The sequence below is a fragment of the Aridibaculum aurantiacum genome (assembly GCF_017355875.1).
GTDB lineage: Bacteria > Bacteroidota > Bacteroidia > Chitinophagales > Chitinophagaceae > Segetibacter > Segetibacter aurantiacus.
On sequence record NZ_JAFEWC010000002.1, the window covers coordinates 1 to 20,857 of the forward strand.

General features: G+C 43.4%; 16 protein-coding genes. 7 read left to right on the top strand and 9 right to left on the bottom strand.

Annotated features, from left to right (window positions below):
* Positions 1–228: 228 nt before the first annotated feature.
* The 9 genes from J4N22_RS11755 to J4N22_RS11795 all read right to left on the bottom strand — a co-directional run bounded on the left by J4N22_RS11755 (position 229) and on the right by J4N22_RS11795 (position 12,579).
* Complete coding sequence (locus J4N22_RS11755; protein ID WP_242692209.1) at positions 229–879, bottom strand: HAD family hydrolase; 651 nt, start codon at positions 877–879, stop codon at positions 229–231.
* 140 nt (positions 880–1,019) lie between these two features.
* Positions 1,020–2,048 carry a LacI family DNA-binding transcriptional regulator gene (locus J4N22_RS11760; protein ID WP_207494767.1) on the bottom strand — a complete coding sequence of 343 codons (1,029 nt, stop codon included), beginning with the start codon at positions 2,046–2,048 and terminating at the stop codon, positions 1,020–1,022.
* Positions 2,049–2,061: 13 nt separating this feature from the next.
* Positions 2,062–3,768: a glycoside hydrolase family 43 protein gene (locus J4N22_RS11765; RefSeq protein ID WP_207494769.1), complete on the bottom strand. Its 1,707-nt coding sequence runs from the start codon at positions 3,766–3,768 to the stop codon at positions 2,062–2,064.
* Between the two features lie 112 nt (positions 3,769–3,880).
* Positions 3,881–4,990 (bottom strand): endo-1,4-beta-xylanase, encoded by a 1,110-nt coding sequence (locus tag J4N22_RS11770; protein ID WP_207494771.1) that lies wholly within the window; start codon positions 4,988–4,990, stop codon positions 3,881–3,883.
* A 27-nt stretch (positions 4,991–5,017) separates the two neighbouring features.
* Positions 5,018–5,815 (bottom strand): polysaccharide deacetylase family protein, encoded by a 798-nt coding sequence (locus tag J4N22_RS11775; protein ID WP_207494773.1) that lies wholly within the window; start codon positions 5,813–5,815, stop codon positions 5,018–5,020.
* 145 nt (positions 5,816–5,960) lie between these two features.
* Positions 5,961–8,522, bottom strand: coding sequence for a glycosyl hydrolase 115 family protein (locus J4N22_RS11780; RefSeq protein ID WP_207494775.1), 2,562 nt, complete (start codon positions 8,520–8,522; stop codon positions 5,961–5,963).
* 40 nt (positions 8,523–8,562) lie between these two features.
* Complete coding sequence (locus J4N22_RS11785; RefSeq protein WP_207494777.1) at positions 8,563–9,315, bottom strand: SDR family NAD(P)-dependent oxidoreductase; 753 nt, start codon at positions 9,313–9,315, stop codon at positions 8,563–8,565.
* Positions 9,316–9,369: 54 nt separating this feature from the next.
* Positions 9,370–11,520, bottom strand: a complete 2,151-nt coding sequence (locus J4N22_RS11790) for an alpha-glucuronidase family glycosyl hydrolase (RefSeq protein WP_207494779.1) — start codon at positions 11,518–11,520, stop codon at positions 9,370–9,372.
* 30 nt (positions 11,521–11,550) lie between these two features.
* Entirely contained in the window at positions 11,551–12,579 is a 1,029-nt protein-coding gene (locus J4N22_RS11795) for a LacI family DNA-binding transcriptional regulator (protein ID WP_207494781.1), read from the bottom strand.
* A 151-nt stretch (positions 12,580–12,730) separates the two neighbouring features.
* On the opposite strand from J4N22_RS11795, the gene J4N22_RS11800 reads away from it, so the two are divergent.
* The 7 genes from J4N22_RS11800 (at position 12,731) to J4N22_RS11830 (ending at position 20,818) form a co-directional block, all read left to right on the top strand.
* On the top strand, positions 12,731–13,801 hold the full coding sequence (locus tag J4N22_RS11800; RefSeq protein WP_207494783.1) for a glycoside hydrolase family 43 protein: 1,071 nt from the start codon (positions 12,731–12,733) through the stop codon (positions 13,799–13,801).
* 32 nt (positions 13,802–13,833) lie between these two features.
* On the top strand, positions 13,834–15,162 hold the full coding sequence (gene xylA, locus J4N22_RS11805) for a xylose isomerase (protein ID WP_207494785.1): 1,329 nt from the start codon (positions 13,834–13,836) through the stop codon (positions 15,160–15,162).
* A gap of 32 nt (positions 15,163–15,194) precedes the next feature.
* Positions 15,195–16,595 carry a D-xylose transporter XylE gene (gene xylE, locus J4N22_RS11810; RefSeq protein WP_207494787.1) on the top strand — a complete coding sequence of 467 codons (1,401 nt, stop codon included), beginning with the start codon at positions 15,195–15,197 and terminating at the stop codon, positions 16,593–16,595.
* 110 nt (positions 16,596–16,705) lie between these two features.
* Positions 16,706–17,386: a fructose-6-phosphate aldolase gene (gene fsa, locus J4N22_RS11815; protein WP_207494789.1), complete on the top strand. Its 681-nt coding sequence runs from the start codon at positions 16,706–16,708 to the stop codon at positions 17,384–17,386.
* Positions 17,387–17,409: 23 nt separating this feature from the next.
* A complete protein-coding gene (locus J4N22_RS11820; protein WP_207494791.1) occupies positions 17,410–18,252 on the top strand; it encodes a transketolase in 843 nt (280 codons plus the stop codon).
* 110 nt (positions 18,253–18,362) lie between these two features.
* Positions 18,363–19,322, top strand: a complete 960-nt coding sequence (locus tag J4N22_RS11825; RefSeq protein WP_207494793.1) for a transketolase family protein — start codon at positions 18,363–18,365, stop codon at positions 19,320–19,322.
* 17 nt (positions 19,323–19,339) lie between these two features.
* Positions 19,340–20,818: a xylulokinase gene (locus J4N22_RS11830; protein WP_207494794.1), complete on the top strand. Its 1,479-nt coding sequence runs from the start codon at positions 19,340–19,342 to the stop codon at positions 20,816–20,818.
* Positions 20,819–20,857 lie beyond the last annotated feature (39 nt).

Below are 20,857 nucleotides of genomic sequence, written 5' to 3' on the forward strand. Positions count from 1 at the left end.
AGTAGTTAAAGAGATGCGGGGGCGGCTCGCTTTAACAGAGCAAGACACCGCATCTTTTTGACGGCAAACATCAACGTAGCAATAAAAAAACAAACAAAAAATGGTCAACTTTTTTCAGGACAAGACATAGACGTCAGTCGTGAGAATGTTAGGTTTTACGAGTTGACACAAGTTTATTGCCGGTTGTTTATTCCAGTTTTTAATAAAGTATTATCTGGAACTGCATAATTAGATGGTTAATCCTTTATAATCATCTATAATACCTATAACATTCTTGTAAGCTGCAAATTCATCGGCTGTATGCATGGTAGTAAGAACCACGCAATCCATACCAGCATTCAGAGCTGCTTCTACACCTTTTGGTGCATCTTCAAATACAAGGCAATTTTCTGCAGGCACTCCAAGTTTCTTAGCACACTTTAAAAATGTTTCTGGGTCGGGTTTGCTGTTACTAACATCATCAGCGCTTACAACAGCATCAATGTATTTTCGAATGTCTACACCATCCAGTACAAAATCAAGATTGAACATAATAGCAGCTGATCCAACTGCCATTTTGATTCCTTTTTCATGTGCCTGCTGCAGAAACTCGTGCAGGCCGTCCAGCAGTTTTAACTCAGGCCTGAAAGCTTCCTGGTACTGCCGTTCTTTTTCATAACTCATCTTATCCTTTTCTTCGTGGCTATACCTGCCGGGGAAGATGCGTTCCAGCAGCTCGTGGTTTTTGCCATAACACTCTTCTTTCATGCGTTCCATGCTGATGTTGGCTCCCAATCCATTGAGTATGCCATGCCATGCCTTTATGTGATATTGCATGTCATCTATCATTGTCCCATTCATATCGAAGATGAAGGCTGAATATTTATCTAATCCTTTCAATTGATTTTTATTTAATGCAAAATGTAAAATGTAAAATGAAAAACTGCACCAGGCAAAGTCAATTTTTGATGAACAATCAAGATGAAAATAACTCTATAGCTTGTTCTGGATGTAGCTATAGCTCATTTTTATTCTACGTTCTATAGACTCTTCATTGAAGAATCACGGACGATCAACTCGGAGTTTAGCACGATAGTGTTTGTTTGTGTGATATCTATTACACCTTTCAGGTGGTTGATAAGTACACGAGCAGCGGTGGCGCCTACATTATGACCAGAGTAGTTGATGGTTGTTAGCTTCGGTTCTATCAATGAACTAATAGCATCGTTATTAAAACCAACCACAGCTATATCAGCCGGTACGTTAACACCTGCTTCTTTGAATATCTGCATACATATAGCTGCAGAAAAATCGTTGGTAACAAATAGTCCGTCGGGCGGTTGTTTCATGGCCAGCAGTTGCTTTGCGGCCTGAACACAATTTTCGCGGTCAAGGTTGTTTACAAATACCAGCTTTTCATTCAGCTTTATCTTATGATCTTGCAGGGCCGCCATATATCCCTTGTGTCGCAGGTTGTATACATTACGCTTCAGGTTGCCGGTGATGTGTGCTATGCGTTTACATCCCTGGTCTATTAAATGTTTGGTAGCATCGTAACCAGCTTTGTAGTTGTTGATGATCACCTTGGTACCTCCGTTGTTCTCTTCTACCCTGTCGAAAAAAATCACGGGGATATTCTTCTTATGAAATTCTTCAAAGTGATCGAGGTTAGGTGTATCAAGTGCAAGCGATGCAATCAATCCATCTACACGTTTATGAAACAGGTTGTGCGCATTGGCAACTTCTTTTACACCACTTTCTGCAGAGTGAGCGATCAGTATATCATAATCCGTTTCACCAATTACCTGCTCTATACCGGTAAGTACTGACAGCATGAACGTACTGTTCAATTCGTGCATTAGTACACCAATGGTGTGCGTTTTATTCTTCCTCAGGTTACTTGCAAAGTTGTTGGAACGATAGCCCATCTCCTTTGCCTTATCCAGTATTTTCTTACGTGTTTTCTCGCTGATGGCAGTATTGCCTTTTAAACCACGACTTACAGTAGCGGCAGAGATCTTTAGCTTTTCGGCTATATCGTAAATGGTTATTTCTTTTTGTTCGCTCATGATTAACTCATGTTTATTTCCGCCTGTTGCTGGTGTTGTAAACTTCATCATTACCCTTGTACTCAAACCAATCGAAGTTTGCAATATTACCAGAAGGCGCGCCTGAAGATGTAGCATACAAACCAATCGTGCTGCCTACAAAGTTATTCGCAAATCCACCAGCTACTTTTGTACTTAGAAATTTTCCATCAACATTATCTTTTACCAGGTTCCAGTTCTTATTGTTGGTGCTGTAATAAAAGGAATAATTATCAGCATTGGCTACAACTTTGAACTGTATGGCACCGGTTGCCGTAGAAGGCAATACCTGTGACGCCAGTAGCTGCAGCTTCTTAGTTTCCTTGGTAGACTTGTAAAGTTGTACAACAGGTTGTTTGTTGTCAATGGACTTGCATAGGAAGTAAAAATTAGTCTCTTTCATGAAGCAAAGCAAGCCGGCTTTTTCATTGCTAGCTGAAGGTTGAAATATCATAGCAGTAGCTGCTTCAAAAGTTGCATGCTGTTGACGCCTTGCTACATACGATGGGTTAAGATTTCCTGCTACAGTTTCGGGCCGTAAGGTAAGTGTGAGAAAACCTTTCTTATTATTAAGTGAATACCATGGCTCCTTTATATGCCGCAGGAATATCCAGTCCGGCTGGAGATTAGGTTTATCAAAATTTTCTTTATAAGAAAAGTTACCACTGTAACTGGTTTGGTTTTTAAACTTCCGTTGGGGCAAAGGAAGCGGGTAGTGATATTGTACTTCATCGTGGCCTGGATTGATGATTGGCCATTCGTTCTTCCATTCTACAGGCGTAAGGAATGTTTCTCTCCCTGTATTGAAGTAGTCCTGCTCGTAAGGGCGTGTACCTAAGAATACAGCATACCATCTGCCATCTGGAAGTTCTACCAGGTCTGCATGACCGGTAGAGGTGATGGGATGTTTACGATCGCCAGTTAGATGCCGTTGTGTAAGAATTGGATTCTTCTCATATGGCTCATAAGGGCCAAGTATGTTTTTACTGCGAAAAGCTACTACTGAATGGTCAGCACCAGTACCGCCTTCTGCTGAGATAAGATAGTAGTAGCCGTAGCGCTTTACAATGTGTGGACCTTCTATCCAACTTGGTTCTTTGGCTATGTCTGTACCGCCATTCACAAGTATGGTATTTTCTCCCACCACCTTTAAGTTCTTATAGTCAAACTCGTTGATGCGGATGGTACGATGACCATTGTACAAACTCTTGTTGTCGGGTGGAATGCTGTTGTAAGTAATGTAACACTTGTCGTCTTCATCAAAATAAAGAGATGGATCAATGCCATCAATAGGCAACCATGAAGGATTGGACCACGGACCTGCAGGATCGGCAGCTGTTACTACGAAGTTGCCTTTGCCGTCGACCATTGTGCAGGTAACATAGAAGAGACCTTTGTGATAACGAATGGTAGGTGCAAAAATGGAACGCGATACGCCTTTGCCTGTAAAATCCATTTGCTCTGTACGGGTGATCACATGGCTGATCAACTTCCAATTCACCAGGTCTCTGCTATGAAAAACAGGTATGCCAGGAAAGTATGAAAAGGTAGAGTTAACCATGTAATAATCTTCTCCTACCCTCACGATACTTGGATCTGGATAAAAGCCAGACAGGATTGGATTGGTATACTGCTTTGTTTGCTGTGCCTGGCTTGTGAATGCACAACAAAGAATGAGCAATATGATGGTTAGTTTTTTCATGCGTTACTGGTTGAAGCTTCTGTGGGCGATGGTGGAAAATGGTGAATGTATAGATGCCGTACAAGTGTGCGACGCAACGATGTTCAGCTTTGATCTACTGCTGGTCCCATACTTATTTTACAACATTCACAACTTCCCAATAAGCCTTCTTACGCTCCAGTTTTTGATCGAATAATAATGGATAATCTTTCCGGTTCTGCACAGGGAAATTGTCGAGCCAGCTATACTTATCGCTCAGGTTCCAAAAGGTAACGCTGGTGATGTGCTTGCGGTACTTCTTAAACAACTCAAAGCACATCTTGTACTTCTCTATCTGTGCTTGCTCACGCTCAGGAGTAAAGGATGTATTGGCATCTTCTGCTTTGCGATCACGTGCATTGTGTTCTTTTGGATACACCGATATATCCAGCTCGGTAATGTGCAGTTGCAAGCCAAGATCAGCAAAGCGGCTAAGGGTGCTATCGAGCTGGCCGCGGCTAGGTTCATTAATAGCCCAGTGTGCCTGCAGCCCAATACCATGAATAGGAACACCTGCATCTTTCAGGCTCTTTACCAGGCGGTGTATCTTCTCTCTTTTTACAGGATCGATCTCGTTGTAATCGTTGTAGAACAATAGCGCAGCAGGATCTGCTTCGTGCGCCCATTGAAACGCCTTGATGATATAGTCTTCGCCGCATATCTTGTACCAGTCGGATGGTCGCAGGTATTCATCACGTTTATCAGAAATCACTTCGTTGGCTACATCCCATGCATATATCTTTCCCTTGTAGCGGTTCATTACGGTAAAAATGTGATCCTTCAGCCGCTGTAGCACCAGCTCTTTAGATGCCTGTTTGCCATCTTTATCTTCGAAGATCCACCTCGGCGTTTGCGAATCGTAATGCCACACAAGATTATGTCCGCGCACTTTCAGATTGTTTCTTTGTGCAAATGCAATAATAGCATCTGCGTTGCGCCAGTTGTATTGATCTTCCCTTGGGTGTATAGGTCCGATCTTCAGATCATTCTCCGGCGTTATGCTGTTGAATTCTTTTACCAGCAAAGCAGAGTCTGCACCACGAAGCGAATTTATATTTACAGCTACACCAATGGGGAAATATTTTGAATAGTAATCTTTCAAGCCTTTGTTGGGAGCAGCCGTTTGCGGTGAAAGTGGCCTGCTGCAACTGCTAATAACAATGGCTGCTGCAAGAACAATGGCTGAAACCTGGAACTTCTTCATTTTGTAAAATTTGTTATTATAGTAGTTCTATCTCTTCTTTTGGTGATCCTTTACATAAGCCGCTACATCTATCATAGGAGCTACCCATAGTTGCTTCTCTTGCTGCTTGATATGTTGCAATAGTTGCGTATGTACATCCAATGACACGTTGAGGTTGTGCTCGCCACCAACACCATGAAACAGGAAAACAAGCAGCGCCTTCTTTTCAATTGCCTGGTCAACCAGTGCCTGCAGCTTTTCGGCAGTGTCGCCGTTTACAGAATAGCTTGGAATATTGTAAAGCTGAACTTTATCAAAAGCGGGCATTTCTGCACGTACTGCACGGGCAGCTACCAGCTTATCTGTAGATGCATTGATGTATGCTGTATCGCCAATTTTTGTATCGCTGCAGGGAAATGCAAATGTTCTTTTTGTTTTACCATCTACCTGTTGAAGCAGCGTGTTGAGTTGTGTTATCTCATTTGTCATTCGCTGCACTGTATAATAATTCAGATCTTTTTCCGGGCGTACAAATTCTCTCCCCGGCCGCTGCCCAATGCATGGATGGTTCATAGTATGATTAGCCAACTCATGTCCATTGTTAGCAGCAGCTTTCCACTGTGGCAACTGCTGTTGCATTTTTCCATAGTAGTCGGTCAGGTAGAAGGTTCCTTTGAAGCCAAAAGAATCAAGCGCAGGAATAGCATGTGAAAGATGAACGAATAGAGCATCGTCGTAGGTTAGTACAACAGCTGCCTGTTTGCCGTTCCATGGGCGCATGCTGTCAGGAGCAACCACAGTAGATGACGGTTGTTGTGACTGCAGCTTTTTGGTACATGAAGCCATGAATAAACTGCAACAAGTGGCAGTTGCTACCAGCAATATTTTACTAGGCAAAAGTGTATGCTGAATCTTTTGAGTGATTGTGGTTGCGTAAGCTGGTTTATACGGCATATCCTTTCTATTTATTAGAAATACAATTGGCTACAGTCTACTTCTTTAGCAATGTCTCCGGTGGTCCCAGGTAGCTTTGCTTTACGCCACCAAAATCTACTACCAGTTTTTGCAGTACTACACCAGGCGATATAGCCCAATACTTTAGTACATGCTTTCCTGGTTTCTTGCTGCTATATTGTGTGGCTTTCACAATCACATTATTTGCTACCCAGCTGCCCCACTTAGCCTGGTTCTCATCATCTTTATTGATAGATATTACCTGTGGCTTCTCATCATCTATTGACACTGCATATTTCAATCCTTCGTTGTTGTGAAAATTGAGGGTAGGAGAGAAGTACAGGTTCAGGCTTAGCTTGCCTGTATCGTAGCTATAGAACTCGTACTGAAGATGCGTGCTATTAGCTGCCAGTAGTGCAGTAGCGGTTACAGGAAAAGTGGTTACACCATCGCCTGTGCGACCTATGCCTGGAATCACTTTAAAGTTGATCTTATTGCTGTTGTTGGCCTTTGTCCAGTTGCTTGCTTCCATAGAAACATATCCATCTTTCTCATAGAATATATTGCCCTTAACATTTGCAGGTACCATGCTTTCAGCCGTATTACTTTTTCCTGTTATCCGGCTTGCTTGCTCTACTGCAGAGTCGGGTGATACATACTTCACTTCAGGCATAGAGTTGAATGGCGGTTGTTGCCAGTAAGTATAGCCGATGTGCGTCTGGCTCATCATATGGTTCCACTTGCCATTGTTGATGGTGTGGTACTGCCTGGTGATCAGGCTGTCATTGATGTAGTATAGTTTTGCCCTGTCAGCATGCATGTTGGCTGCAGCCCATTTGTTAGAAGCAAACCACCTGTTGTACGCTACAGCCACATACATGCGGTGCAGGTTAGCTGCCGCTTGTATAGGATGAAGAATAAGCTGGAAGTAAGCATCCTTATGTTCTGCAGGCAATAGATTGTTTACAGCTTCTGCCTGCTGTTGCAATGCATCCCATTCGTTTACCACTCTAGAAGCTTCGTTGTAGTTGTGTATGCTGTAGGTATTAGCATCTAATAGTTCAGGTTTTCTACGGGCTATGTACTGCGAGAACTTCTGGTTGATGATGCCTATTTCTTTTGCATGCTGCTCACCAAACTGCTGTGCAGCCCACTGCGTATAATACTGCTGGAGATTGCTTTCATTCCACTTGTTCGGGTTCCATGCATAATCAAGGAAGAATGAAGTAGGGAACTCCATTGGCTTTATGTCTCCTACATTCACAATCCAGATCTGGCGGGCGTTATACTTCCATGCAAGGTGCATCTGCTCCCATACACGTGCAATGTTGTTGGTGTTGATCCATTTGTAATTTCTTGGGCCGCCTACATAATCGAAGTGATAGTAGATGCCATAGCCGCCTTTGCGCGGCTTCTCGTTCAGCTTAGGCAGCTTCCGTATGTTGCCCCAGTTGTCATCACATAGCAACAGTGTTACATCATCCGGAACGCGCATACCTTTGTCGTAGTATTCCTGCACTTCTTTGTACAATGCCCATAGCTGTGGTGTTTCCGATGCTGGCTTGCCCGTTACTTCTGCTATAATTTCTCTTTGGTCTTTTACTATTTTTTCTAAAAGTGCAATGGCTGTTCCCTGCGTCATAGGTTCATCACCATCGCCACGCATGCCTACACTCACAATTGTTTCAGTTCCTTGCACCCGCTCCATGCCTGCCTTCCAGAATTGTTGCAAACGTGTTGCGTTGCTATCATAGTTCCACTTGCCTTCACCAAACCGCCTCCATTCATCGTGTGCACGCATCAGCGGCTCGTGGTGTGATGTGCCAATCACTATAGCGTACTCATCAGCAGTTTGTTTGTTCAATTTATCATCGTCATAAAATGCACTGCCCCACATTGCCGGCCAGAGATAATTGCTTTTAAGCCGTAGCATCAGTTCAAAAACCTTTGCATAAAATTTACTGTTGAAGCCGCCGAATTTTTCACGGCTCCAGTTGCTGAGTGCGGGTGCTTCATCGTTTATAAAAATGCCCCTGTACTTTACTGCGGGTGCATCTGTTATAGTACCACCTGTGTAGTAGATTAGTTCCTTCTTTTTTACAGGAACATCTGCCCAATAATACCATGCCGATACACCCATTTTGGCAGATAACTCAAACGCACCATAAGCGGTTCCGCGCCTGTCGCTGCCGGCTATCACCAGTGCGTTGTCTACACCAGGAAAAGGATCAGCAACTACCTGCAGTTGGTATGCTTCCCATTTACCTTTCAGCTTATCAAGCTTTAGTTTCTTTTGCTTTACCAGCCTATCAATAACAGATGAACTGCCTACTGTCCCGATGATGATAACATTGCTGGCTGCAGGATTAGTATAGGCAACAGTAGGTTTTTTACCTGTTACCATTTCAATGTCTTGTTGCAGCAGTTCAGCAGCTTTTTTAACTACAGCATGATCACGTGCATCCACATATATAGGAGCCGCTGCGTTAGGTGATACTATAGCAAAACCGGTTTTCACCATACGGTCGCTTATCATTTGTTGCGCTATAGTTTGCTTTACTGCAAAACACAAGATTACCATCGTAATTATCTTCTTCATTATCACCATCACTTTAGTAGTTTATTCATTGGAGCAAGTACTAAAAACCTATTGAGTTACCACCATCTACTGGCAGTACTACACCTGTTATATATTTTGCTGCATCAGTCGCAAGAAAATATGCAGCCTCGCCTATATCGGCAGTCTCTCCTAAAAAGCCCATAGGTGTACGCGACAGAACCTTTTGCTTTCTTTCAGGATCATTGTTCAATGCTTTAGCACTCATTTCTGTTGCAATAAAACCAGGTGCAATACAGTTAACACGAATTCCTCTTGGTGAAAGATCAACAGCCATTGCTCTTGTCATGCCTTCTATGGCAGACTTTGAAGCGGTATAGGCTATGACTTTTGGTAGGCCATATTGCGAAGCCATAGAGCTGATGTTGATGATAGAACCTTTGCCTGCTTCTACCATCACTTTGGTCACTTCCCTTGAAAGTGCAAACACGGCAGTAACATTGGTAAGAATGATCCGCTGAAATTCTTCATCCGTTACTTCAGTGAATTCTTTTTTCAAATTGATGCCGGCGTTGTTCACCAGCACATCAATCTTTCCATGTTCCTGTGCTATACGCTGTACCAATGCAGGCAATCCTGCAAGGTCATTCAGATCGTGACTGATGGGGAAGCAAAGTGCTCCCAGTTGTTCTTTGGCTGCATCCAGTTTTTGCTGGTCGCGCCCTACAATGATGGTTGTTATACCACTTTGAACAAATTTGGTTGCTATAGCTAGTCCAATACCTGAACCTCCACCGGTTACTATTGCTACTGTTTTCTCTCCTATGTTTTGCATAAAGTTTTTTGTTGTGTTAGTTACAATAATAAAGCCTCTTCTCCTGTTAGCTTCTTACCCATTTCCAGGTGCATACGGAAACTTCAGGTTTTTATAGTATTCCAGGGTTTTGTCTGGTTGCTCGTATTTAGCAGGAATTGGTTTTTTGGAAAAGGTTTGGAAGTACAACAAACATGCATTGCGCCACCATACGGCTTCTTGTTCCTGTACAGCCAGTAGCATATTTACATGATCGTATCTTTCCTTATCAACATAAGGCTTTAGGCCAGCCCATGTTTTTTGCATACTGCGTACACTGTCTACTCCGCTATAATAGCGGTGAACCAATTCTTCCCAAAGTGTTCTTCCACTCTTCATCTTATGATCCCAACTTACCTTATGAAACCATAGAAGATATTCATCGGGACATGTGTTGATGTTGCCATAGAGCTTTTGTAGTTCAGGCGCATATTGGGCTAAAGCGTTGCTGCCTGTTGCTGTCCTGTCGAAGCCAATGCCTTTTTCGTCTGCTTTGTGGTAGTAGATAGGATTCCAATCATCACGACCAACATTATCTACCCAAGGCGCCGGTCCATAATGATGGCCTGTACCCATGATGTGATGCAAACCCAGCGGTGTCATATAATTGACCATAGCTTCGTAAGAGCCCATCATCATCTTCTTTGCTGACTGGATAAAATTGTGGTTGTTGTTGAAGGTTTGCTTCAACCATTCATCCGCCATTTTTTCTGAAGATAGCGTATGATCCCAGGCAAGCCGGCCCATGCAATACCAGTTGGCTTGTCCAAACAAATGGCCGGTCCAGTTGATGTCGCTTCCAATGTTTGCTACACCTGCCATACCGGTATGATTGTAATTGTGCAGGCTGCCATCAATGACTTTTGCTACCTGTGATCCTTTGCCTTTTTGATAGGTATCCGCGTCCAGGACTTCTTTGAACATGGGCGCTTCGTATACCAGATGCGTTGCTTGTCCGAGATACTCCTGTGTTACCTGGAACTCCATCATCAAAGGAGTTTTAGGCATAGCGCCAAATAGGGGAGAAAAAGGTTCGCGTGGCTGAAAATCAATAGGCCCATTCTTTACCTGTATCAATACATTATCACGAAACTTCCCATCCAGCGGCTTGAACTCGTTGTACGCCTGTTTGAACCTGTCTTCAGGTGTTTCGTGGCTGTAAACAAATGCCCGCCACATTACAATACCGCCATGAGGTTTTACTGCATCAGCAAGCATATTGGCACCATCATCGTGATTGCGGCCATAGTTCTGCGGACCGGGCTGTCCTTCAGAATTTGCCTTCACCAGGAAACCGCCAAAGTCCGGAATGTATTGATAGATCTCTGTTGCTTTATCCTTCCACCACTGCTGTACCTGCGGATCATGCGGATCAGCAGTTTTTAGTTTTCCTATTTCTATTGGCGCACTAAAGCGGGCAGTTAGGTAAACTTTTATTCCATATGGACGAAAGACATTTGCAAGCGCAGCTACCTTTTCTAAATAAGGAGCAGTAAGTACAACAGCATTGGCATTTACATTGGTAAGTACAGTTCCATTAATGCCTATTGATGCATTGGCTCTTGCATAGTCAATGTATCGTTGATCAATATAACCCGGAAGCCTGTGCCAATCCCAGATAGAACTGCCGGCATAGCCACGTTCCACATGCCTGTTCAGGTTGTCCCAGTGATTAAGCATGCGCACCTTTATTTTTGGCGCACTTACAAAAGAAAGATTACTTATAGGTTGCTGTGTTTGTAGTAGTCGCAAAAAATGAAATACGCCGTATAACACACCAACATCAGTATTGGCTGCTATAGTTGTTACTTTCTTACCACCGGTGGAAGTTGTCATCACTACAAAACCTTCATCGCCTGCAGACTTCAGCTGCGACTGGATAGGAAGAGACCGTATGGTGGCTGAAGTGGCAGGAGTACCAACTACAAGAGTATTTGCCGTAATGGAATTGGTTACAGGAATGTTTTTACCAAGCAGCCCTTTCAGTCCTTTTATAAGCTCTTCTTTAGCTACTGTAGTAGTAGCAGATGCTCCGGCAAAATTGATACTACTGATGATTGAATTATAAGACTGCAGTAGAGGTGCATTATTCACCTTTTGATACCTAAGCCATAGCTCGTAACCATTCTCTGCTTTTGCCACCAATACAGCACTAAAGAGCAGGTAAAAAAGGAAATATTTTTTCATAAAGAAGCACCTTGTTTTTTGAAGAAATAGTTACTCCGGCAGTCGTTTAGAAGATGCCCTCACGATGAGGTCAGAGCGCATGATGATGCTGTTTGTCATCTCTATTGTAGCAGTTCCATTTAAGTGGTTGATCAGGTTTTGAGCAGCCAGTTCACCCATCTGGTAACCGGGATAATTGATGGTAGTAAGGTTTGGTTGGATGACAGTAGACACCGGGTCATTATTAAAACCTACAAATGCCACATCGCCCGGGATATTTACACCAGCCTCCATAAGCGTTTGCATGCAACCAATGGCACAGTTATCATTTGCCACAAAAATTCCATCGGGCAGTTCATCCATTTCCAGCAGTGTTTCTGCTGCTGCAGCTCCAGCCTCCTGGCTCAGATTATTGATGATCACAAGGTCATCATCGTATTCCAATCCGCCATCTTGCAAAGCTTCCTGGTAGCCCCTCATCCTGTCTACATATACATTCCGTTTTTGCATAGCAGTTATATGTGCTATACGTTTACAACCCTGTTCTATAAGATGCAGTGTGGCATCGTAAGCAGCTTTGCGATTATCTATGAAGATTTTGGTGCAGTTCTCATGTTCAATTACACGATCGAAGAATAGCAGCGGTATATGCTTCTTAAAAAAAGGCTCAAAATGTTCAATGGTTTTGGTATCGTAAGCAAGAGACACCAGTAACCCATCTACCCTGTTATTAAACATAGTAGCTGCATTGGCTGCCTCTTTTATTGCAGATTCCTGCGACTGGCTAATGATCAGGTTGTAGCCTTCTTTGTTCACCACACTTTCAATACCTGCAATAGCTGTAGACATAAAGTGGCTGTTCAGGCGTGGTACTATAATACCTAATGTATTGGTACGCTGCCTGCGCAGGTTGCTGGCGAAATTGTTGCTTCTGTAGCCCAGTTCTTTTGCTAAGTCAAAAATCTTTTTCTTTGTGGTCTTCTTAATTGCAGGGTGATCCTTTAATCCTCTACTTACAGTTGCCGGAGAAAGGTTCAGCTTTAGCGCCAGGTCGTAAATGGTAATCTCCTTTGGCTTCATACAATCGTTTACGTGTTGATTACATGGTTGAAAGTAAGGAAAAATAAAATAATTTATGCAATCGGTTGCAATAATAAAAAAGTTTCTGATATTAGAGCACTTTTTCTGGTGAAATAAACTCTCAACGATTACAAACTATATGAAAATGGTAATGAAATCTTTCGCCTTTGCTGCTTCTGCCTTTCTTTTATTTACTACTATTCAAGGGTGCAAAAGCACAAGGAACCAGGCTCCAGTTGCAAATGGTAAATTCATAGGTCAACCCCTTGTTTCGCATATTTATACTGCTGATCCGTCTGCGCATGTTTTTAATGGTGAGATCTATATCTATCCTTCTCATGATATAGAAGCAGGTACACCTGAAAATGACTTCGGAGATCATTTTGATATGAGGGATTACCATGTTCTTTCTATGGATAGGATTGGTGGTAAAGTAACAGATCATGGAGTGGCTTTATCGGTGCAGGATGTGCCATGGGCAAAACGGCAAATGTGGGCTCCTGATGCAGCTTATAAAAACGGTACCTATTACCTTTACTTTCCGGCAAAAGATCAAAATGATATATTCAGGATTGGTGTTGCAACCAGCAATTCTCCTACAGGTCCTTTTAAAGCACAACCTCAGCCAATTCCCGGCAGCTTCAGTATAGATCCTGCTGTTTTTACCGATACCGACGGAACCTCCTACATGTATTTTGGTGGTATTTGGGGTGGCCAGTTGCAGAAATGGCAAACAGGAAAGTTTGATGCTGCTTATGGCCAGGAGCCAAAGGATAATGAACTTGCACTGAGTCCAAAAGTAGCCAGGATGAGCAATGATATGTTGAGTTTTGCAGGACCTGTAAAAGATGTAACCATTTTAGACCAGGCAGGTAAACCCATTTTATCAGGCGATCGTAACAAGCGCTTTTTTGAAGCTGCATGGATGCATAAGTACAATGGCAAATATTACCTTTCTTATTCTACCGGCGATACACATTTTATAGCCTATGCTACCGGCGATAATCCAATGGGTCCATTTACTTACCACGGCGTTATCTTAAACCCGGTACAAGGCTGGACCAACCACCATTCTATTGTTGAATTCAAAGGCAAGTGGTACCTGTTTTACCACGATACAGAGCTTTCTAATAAAACACATTTACGAAACGTAAAAGTGACCGAACTAAAGCATCGTGCAGATGGATCCATTGAAACCATAACTGCACTAAGAAATAATTAAATAACTATTCTATAAATCTCAATCTATTCATTATGTCAGTCTTAATTGGTAACAAAGAATATTTCAAAGGCATTGATCAAATAAAATACGAAGGGCCTGAAAGTGATAACCCGATGGCGTTTCGTTGGTACGATGAAAACAAAGTGGTAGCAGGAAAAACATTGAAAGAGCACTTTAAATTCTCGTGTGCTTACTGGCATTCATTTGTAAACGATGGCTCTGATCCTTTTGGCGGAGGTACGCATGTTTTTGAATGGAATGAAAAAGCTGATCCAATAGAAAGAGCAAAAGATAAAATGGATGCTGCTTTCGAATTCATGACCAAGATGAACCTGAATTATTATTGTTTCCATGATGTAGACGTAGTGGATTATACTAACGATATAAACGAGAACGACAGGCGCCTGCAGGCAATGGTGGAATATGCAAAGCAAAAACAGCAGGAAAGCGGCATCAAACTCTTGTGGGGTACTGCCAATCTCTTCTCGCACAAGCGCTATATGAATGGAGCGTCTACCAATCCTGATTTCCAGGTATTGGCACATGGTGCGGCACAGGTAAAAGCTGCATTAGATGCTACCATTGCACTAAATGGTGAGAATTATGTTTTCTGGGGTGGAAGAGAAGGCTACATGAGCTTACTAAATACCAATATGAAGCGTGAGAAGGAAAACTTTGCCCGCTTCTTACATACCGCAAAAGATTATGCACGTAAGCAAGGCTTCAAAGGCACCTTCTTCATTGAGCCTAAACCAATGGAACCAAGCAAGCACCAGTACGATTATGATTGCGAAACAGTGATTGGTTTCCTTCGCCAGTACGACTTGCTGAACGATTTTAAAATAAACATAGAAGTAAACCACGCTACGCTTGCAGGGCACACATTTGCACACGAACTGCAGGTAGCTGCCGATGCAGGTGTACTTGGCTCATTAGATGCTAACCGCGGCGATAACCAGAATGGATGGGATACTGACCAGTTCCCTAACAACGTGCAGGAAGTAACAGAAGCCATGCTGGTGTTCTTAGAAGCTGGTGGTTTCCAGGGTGGCGGCATAAACTTCGACGCTAAGATCAGGAGAAACTCAACTGATCCTGCTGACCTGTTCTACGCACACATTGGTGGTATGGATACGTTTGCAAGAGGTTTGATAGCAGCAGATGCTATACTAAATAAATCAGACTACAGGAAGTTCCGCCAGGAGCGCTATGCCTCTTATGATAGTGGAAAAGGTAAAGAGTATACAGAAGGAAAACTTACGCTGGAAGACCTGCGTGCCTATGCTATAGAAAGTGGTGAGCCAAAGGTAATAAGTGGAAGGCAGGAATACCTGGAGAACATCATCAACAGGTACATCTAGTATAACCAAAAAACCTTAAACTACTTGCTACTATGAATAACAACGCAACGGCACCAGGGCAAAACCTGCCTTACATTGCCGGTATTACCCTGATTGCTACTTTGGGTGGATTGCTCTTTGGTTACGATACTGCTGTCATCTCAGGTGCTGAGAAGTCTGTTCAGAATTACCTGATAAGTGGACTTGGCCTCAGTACCTGGGTGCATGGCGCCACTATATCAAGTGCACTAATAGGATGTATCATCGGCGGTGCCATCTCTGGTTTGTTAGCATCCGGCATCGGGCGTAAGAAAAGCCTGATTGTCGCTGCTGTTCTTTTCTTCGTTTCTGCGCTTGGATCGGGCTATCCCGAGTTCCTGTTTTTCAATGAAGGCGAGCCTACAATGGGCTTGTTGTATATGTTCAACTTCTATCGCATTATTGGTGGTATAGGTGTAGGACTGGCATCGGCAGTTTGTCCTGTTTATATAGGTGAAATTGCACCGGCTAACATAAGAGGACGTTTGGTGTCGCTAAACCAGTTCGCTATCATCTTCGGTATGTTGGTCGTGTATTTTGTCAACTATGGAATAGCCAAAGGTCAAAGCCCTGAATGGCTGGATGAAGTAGGCTGGCGAAGGATGTTCCTTTCTGAAGCTATACCGGCTGGCTTGTTCGGCATCCTGTTGTTCTTTGTTCCGGAAACACCACGTTACCTAAGCCTGGTAGGTAGAGACAAGGAAGCTATGAGGATCCTGGAAAAGATAAATGGTCCTGAAACTGCTAAGCGAATATTTGATGATATCAAGAATACGGTTGAGCATCATTCAGGAAATCTTTGGTCGTATGGTCGCATAGTCATCATCATAGGTATCCTGCTTTCCGTGTTCCAGCAGTTTGTAGGTATAAACGTGGCGCTGTATTATGCACCCCGCATTTTCGAAAGCATGGGCGCTGCCAAAGATGCCTCTATGCTTCAAACGGTGGTAATGGGACTCGTGAATGTACTATTTACTGTTTTAGCCATTGTAACGGTAGACAAATGGGGACGCAAGCCACTGTTGATCGTAGGTTCTATAGGTATGGCCATAGGCATGTTCGCCATTGCTGCACTTTCTTACTACGAGATCATTGGCATCAGTACCCTGGTATTCATCATTATCTATACAGCATCCTTTATGATGTCGTGGGGTCCCATCACGTGGGTGTTGATCTCAGAGATTTTCCCCAACAAAATAAGAGGCAAGGCTGTAGCCGTAGCAGTAGCGGCACAGTGGGCAGCCAACTACTTCATCTCGTCTACTTATCCTTCTATGATGGAATTTAGCGGCGCATTTACCTACGGCTTTTATGGTGTGATGAGTGTATTGTCGCTATTGTTCGTATGGAAGATGGTTCCAGAGACCAAAGGCAAAACACTGGAACAAATGGAGAGCATCTGGCTTAAAAAATAAATACTGATTATGGTCAACTTTAAGTATAAGAAGAAGTAACACTTAACTTCGCGACCGTATCAAGATTATTTGGATGATTTAAAACCTTCATATTTTTCAAACTCATTATTATGAAATTCTTTATAGACACAGCTAATCTTTCGCAGATAAAAGAAGCTCACGACCTTGGTATCTTAGATGGTGTTACTACCAATCCTTCGCTTATGGCAAAAGAAGGAATACAAGGAGATGAAGCAATCAACAATCACTACAAAACGATCTGCGAATTAGTAGATGGTGATATCAGCGCTGAAGTACTTTCTACCGATTTTGAAACCATAGTAGAAGAAGGGAAAAAACTGGCAGCTATCCATCCAAACATCGTGGTAAAGGTGCCAATGATCAAAGACGGTATCAAAGCCATTAAATATTTTACTGACAACGGTATCCGCACCAATTGCACATTGGTATTTTCTGCAGGCCAGGCTATACTGGCAGCTAAGGCTGGTGCTTCATATGTTTCTCCATTCATTGGCCGTATTGACGATAGCGGTTGGGATGGTATGATCCTGATCGAGCAGATCGCTAACATCTTCGCCATTCAAGGTTACAAGACCGAGATCCTGGCTGCTTCTATCCGCAATGCCAATCACATTATTCGTGCAGCCGAAATGGGAGCACATGTTTGTACCTCACCACTAGAGTCAATACTTGCTCTTCTAAAGCATCCGCTTACAGATATTGGCTTAGCTAAGTTCCTGGAAGATTCAAAGAAAATGGCCGCTGTAGTAGAAGATATCAAAGCTCAATAAACGACTAAACAACCTCTGTAATTATGGATTTACAACACCTGGAAAATATAGCCAAACAAGTACGTAGAGACATTGTACGTATGGTGCATGGCTGCCAGTCTGGCCACCCCGGTGGTTCATTAGGATGTACTGATTTTTTTGTTGCGCTTTACTTTCATGTAATGCGCCACAACGCCAAGGAGTTCAACATGGACGGAATTGGAGAAGACCTGTTCTTTCTTTCCAACGGTCACATTTCACCAGTATGGTATAGTGTGCTTGCACGTTCCGGCTACTTTGATGTCAGCGAGCTGGCTACTTTCCGCAAGATAAACTCTCGCCTGCAGGGCCACCCTACTACCCATGAAGGTTTACCGGGTATCCGCGTGGCTTCAGGGTCGCTTGGCCAGGGTTTGTCCGTAGCCATTGGTGCTGCGCAAGCCAAGAAGTTGAAAGGAGATAACTCACTTGTCTTCACCCTACATGGTGATGGCGAGCTGCAGGAAGGACAGATATGGGAAGCAGCCATGTATGCGCCGCACAACAAGGTTGACAACCTGATCGCCACAATTGATTACAACGGTCAGCAGATAGATGGTCCTACCGAGCAGGTACTTTCGCTGGGTAACCTACGCGCAAAGTGGGATGCATTTGGTTGGGATGTACTGGAGATGAATGGCAACGATCTGGCAGATGTGATACGTGTGCTGGAGCTTGCAAAGGCAAAAACTTTTAAAGGCAAACCGATCATGATACTTATGCAAACAAACATGGGTCACGGTGTAGATTTCATGATGGGATCGCACAAGTGGCATGGTGTAGCGCCTAACGATGAGCAGCTACAGCTGGCATTATATCAACTGGAAAGTTCTTTGCTCGATTATTAAAGTGAGTGGTGAGTAGCCAGTAGTGAGTTAAAATAAATGACACTCTCTACTACTATCAATCACTGACCAGTCACCACTAATTACTCACTCCTCACAACTGACAACTCACAATGAAGAAATACACTTTCACCGATAAAAAAGATACCCGCTCTGGTTTTGGAGCAGGTTTACTGGAAGCAGGAAAAAGAAACGAGAACGTAGTAGCACTATGTGCTGACCTTGTTGGTTCTCTTAAGATGGAAGCTTTCATCAAAGAATTTCCGCATCGCTTTTTCCAGATAGGTATAGCAGAAGCAAACATGATGGGCATAGCCGCAGGTATGACCATTGGTGGCTGCATTCCGTTTACCGGCACGTTTGCCAACTTCTCTACCGGCCGCGTTTACGATCAAATTCGCCAGAGCATTGCTTACAGCGATAAGAATGTAAAGATCTGCGCATCCCACGCTGGGCTAACACTTGGAGAAGATGGTGCTACTCACCAGATACTTGAAGACATTGGTATGATGCGCATGCTTCCCGGCATGACCGTTATCAACCCGTGCGATTATAATCAAACAAAGGCAGCTACTATAGCCATTGCAGAACATCATGGTCCTGTATACCTGCGTTTTGGTCGTCCTGTTATTCCTGTATTTACCGATGCAGATCAAAAGTTTGAAATTGGTAAAGCATGGATGGTGAACGAAGGAACAGATGTTACCATTATTGCTACAGGTCACCTTGTTTGGGAAGCTATACAGGCAGGCGAAAAGCTGGCAGAAATGGGCGTCAGCGCAGAGATCATCAACATACACACCATTAAGCCGCTTGACGAAGAAGCTATTCTTCGCTCTGTAGCTAAAACAGGATGTGTGGTAACTGCAGAAGAGCACAACCGCTACGGTGGATTGGGCGATGCTGTATCACAGGTACTGGTTACCAAGCATCTTGCACCTCAAGAATATGTTGCTGTGAACGACAGCTTTGGCGAAAGCGGAAAACCTGCTGACCTGATGGCTAAGTATGGTTTAGATGCAGCACACATAGTAGAGGCTGTACAAAAAGTAATGGCAAGAAGAAATAAATAATCTTTAGAGACAATACCATGTTGTTACTCGGAATAGATGTTGGCACTTCTTCAATAAAAGTTTCTGTAGTGGATGCTGCCACTCAACGTACGGTAGCATCCGCTCAATATCCTGAAACGGAAAGAGAGATCATTTCTTTGCAGGCAGGTTGGGCAGAGCAGTCGCCTGAGCGCTGGTGGCAGGATGTAAAAGAAGCTATCAAGAAGGTGAACAGTTTCGGGTTTTACAACCAGGGTGATATAGGTGCCATTGGTATCTCGTACCAAATGCATGGACTTGTACTGCTGGATAAAGAAGGTGCGGTGCTGCGCAACAGCATCATCTGGTGTGATAGCCGTGCTATTCCTTACGGTGAAAAAGCCTTTCATGCTATAGGCGAGAAGGAAAGCCTTAGATCGTTATTAAACTCACCGGGAAATTTTACTGCAGCAAAACTTGCATGGGTAAAAGAAAACGAGCCGGAGATCTTTGAGCGCATTCACAAGGTGATGCTGCCGGGAGATTTCATTGCGCAGCGATTAACCGGCGAAATAACAACCACTCCATCTGCATTATCTGAAGGCATCTTCTGGGACTTTAAAGAAGACAAACTATCTGAAGATGTAATGGAGCATTTTGGATTCTCTAAGGCTATCATTCCTTCTGTACAAAACGTATTTTCCGATCATGGACATCTTTCTGCCGCAGTAGCAGAAGAACTTTCTCTGAAAGCTGGCATACCTGTGACCTACAAAGCAGGTGATCAGCCTAACAATGCGCTATCACTAAATGTACTGCAACCTGGAGAAGTAGCTGCTACCGCAGGTACTTCAGGTGTTATATACGGCGTAAGCGACCAGCTTACTTATGATAATGAATCAAGGGTCAACAGCTTTGCCCACGTAAACCATAATGAAGTGGATACACGCATAGGCGTGCTGCTATGCATTAATGGAACCGGGATCCTGAATAAATGGGTTCGCAATATTACCGGCGGTACATTATCATATCCGCAGATGAATGAGCTGGCTTCATCTATCAAGCCTGGAAGTGATGGGCTGGTTATGCTTCCATTTGGTAATGGAGCTGAGCGTATTCTCAACAACAGGATGATTGGTGCTACCATCAACAATATTGATTTCAACCTCCATACAGCTGCACATATCTACCATGCTGCACAGGAAGGAATTGCCTTTGCCTTTCGCTATGGCTTAGATATCATGCGCGAAAATGGTATGCAGCCACAGGTAATAAGAGCAGGTAAGGCTAACATGTTCCTGAGTAATGTTTTTGCCAATGCATTTGTAAATGCTACTGGTGTACCTGTAGAGCTATACGAATGTGACGGTAGCGTAGGTGCAGCCCTTGGCGCCGGTATTGGTATAAGCTATTTTGCCAATGCCGCAGAAGCATTTACCTCGCGTGAATTGTTGAGCGTTATCAATCCTTCGCAGCCGGAGCTTTACAATGAGCTTTACCAGCAGTGGAAGGATGTATTGAAAGCTCAACTAGTTTAATCTTCTTCCTCTAATCTTTCTTCTCCTAAATATACCGGC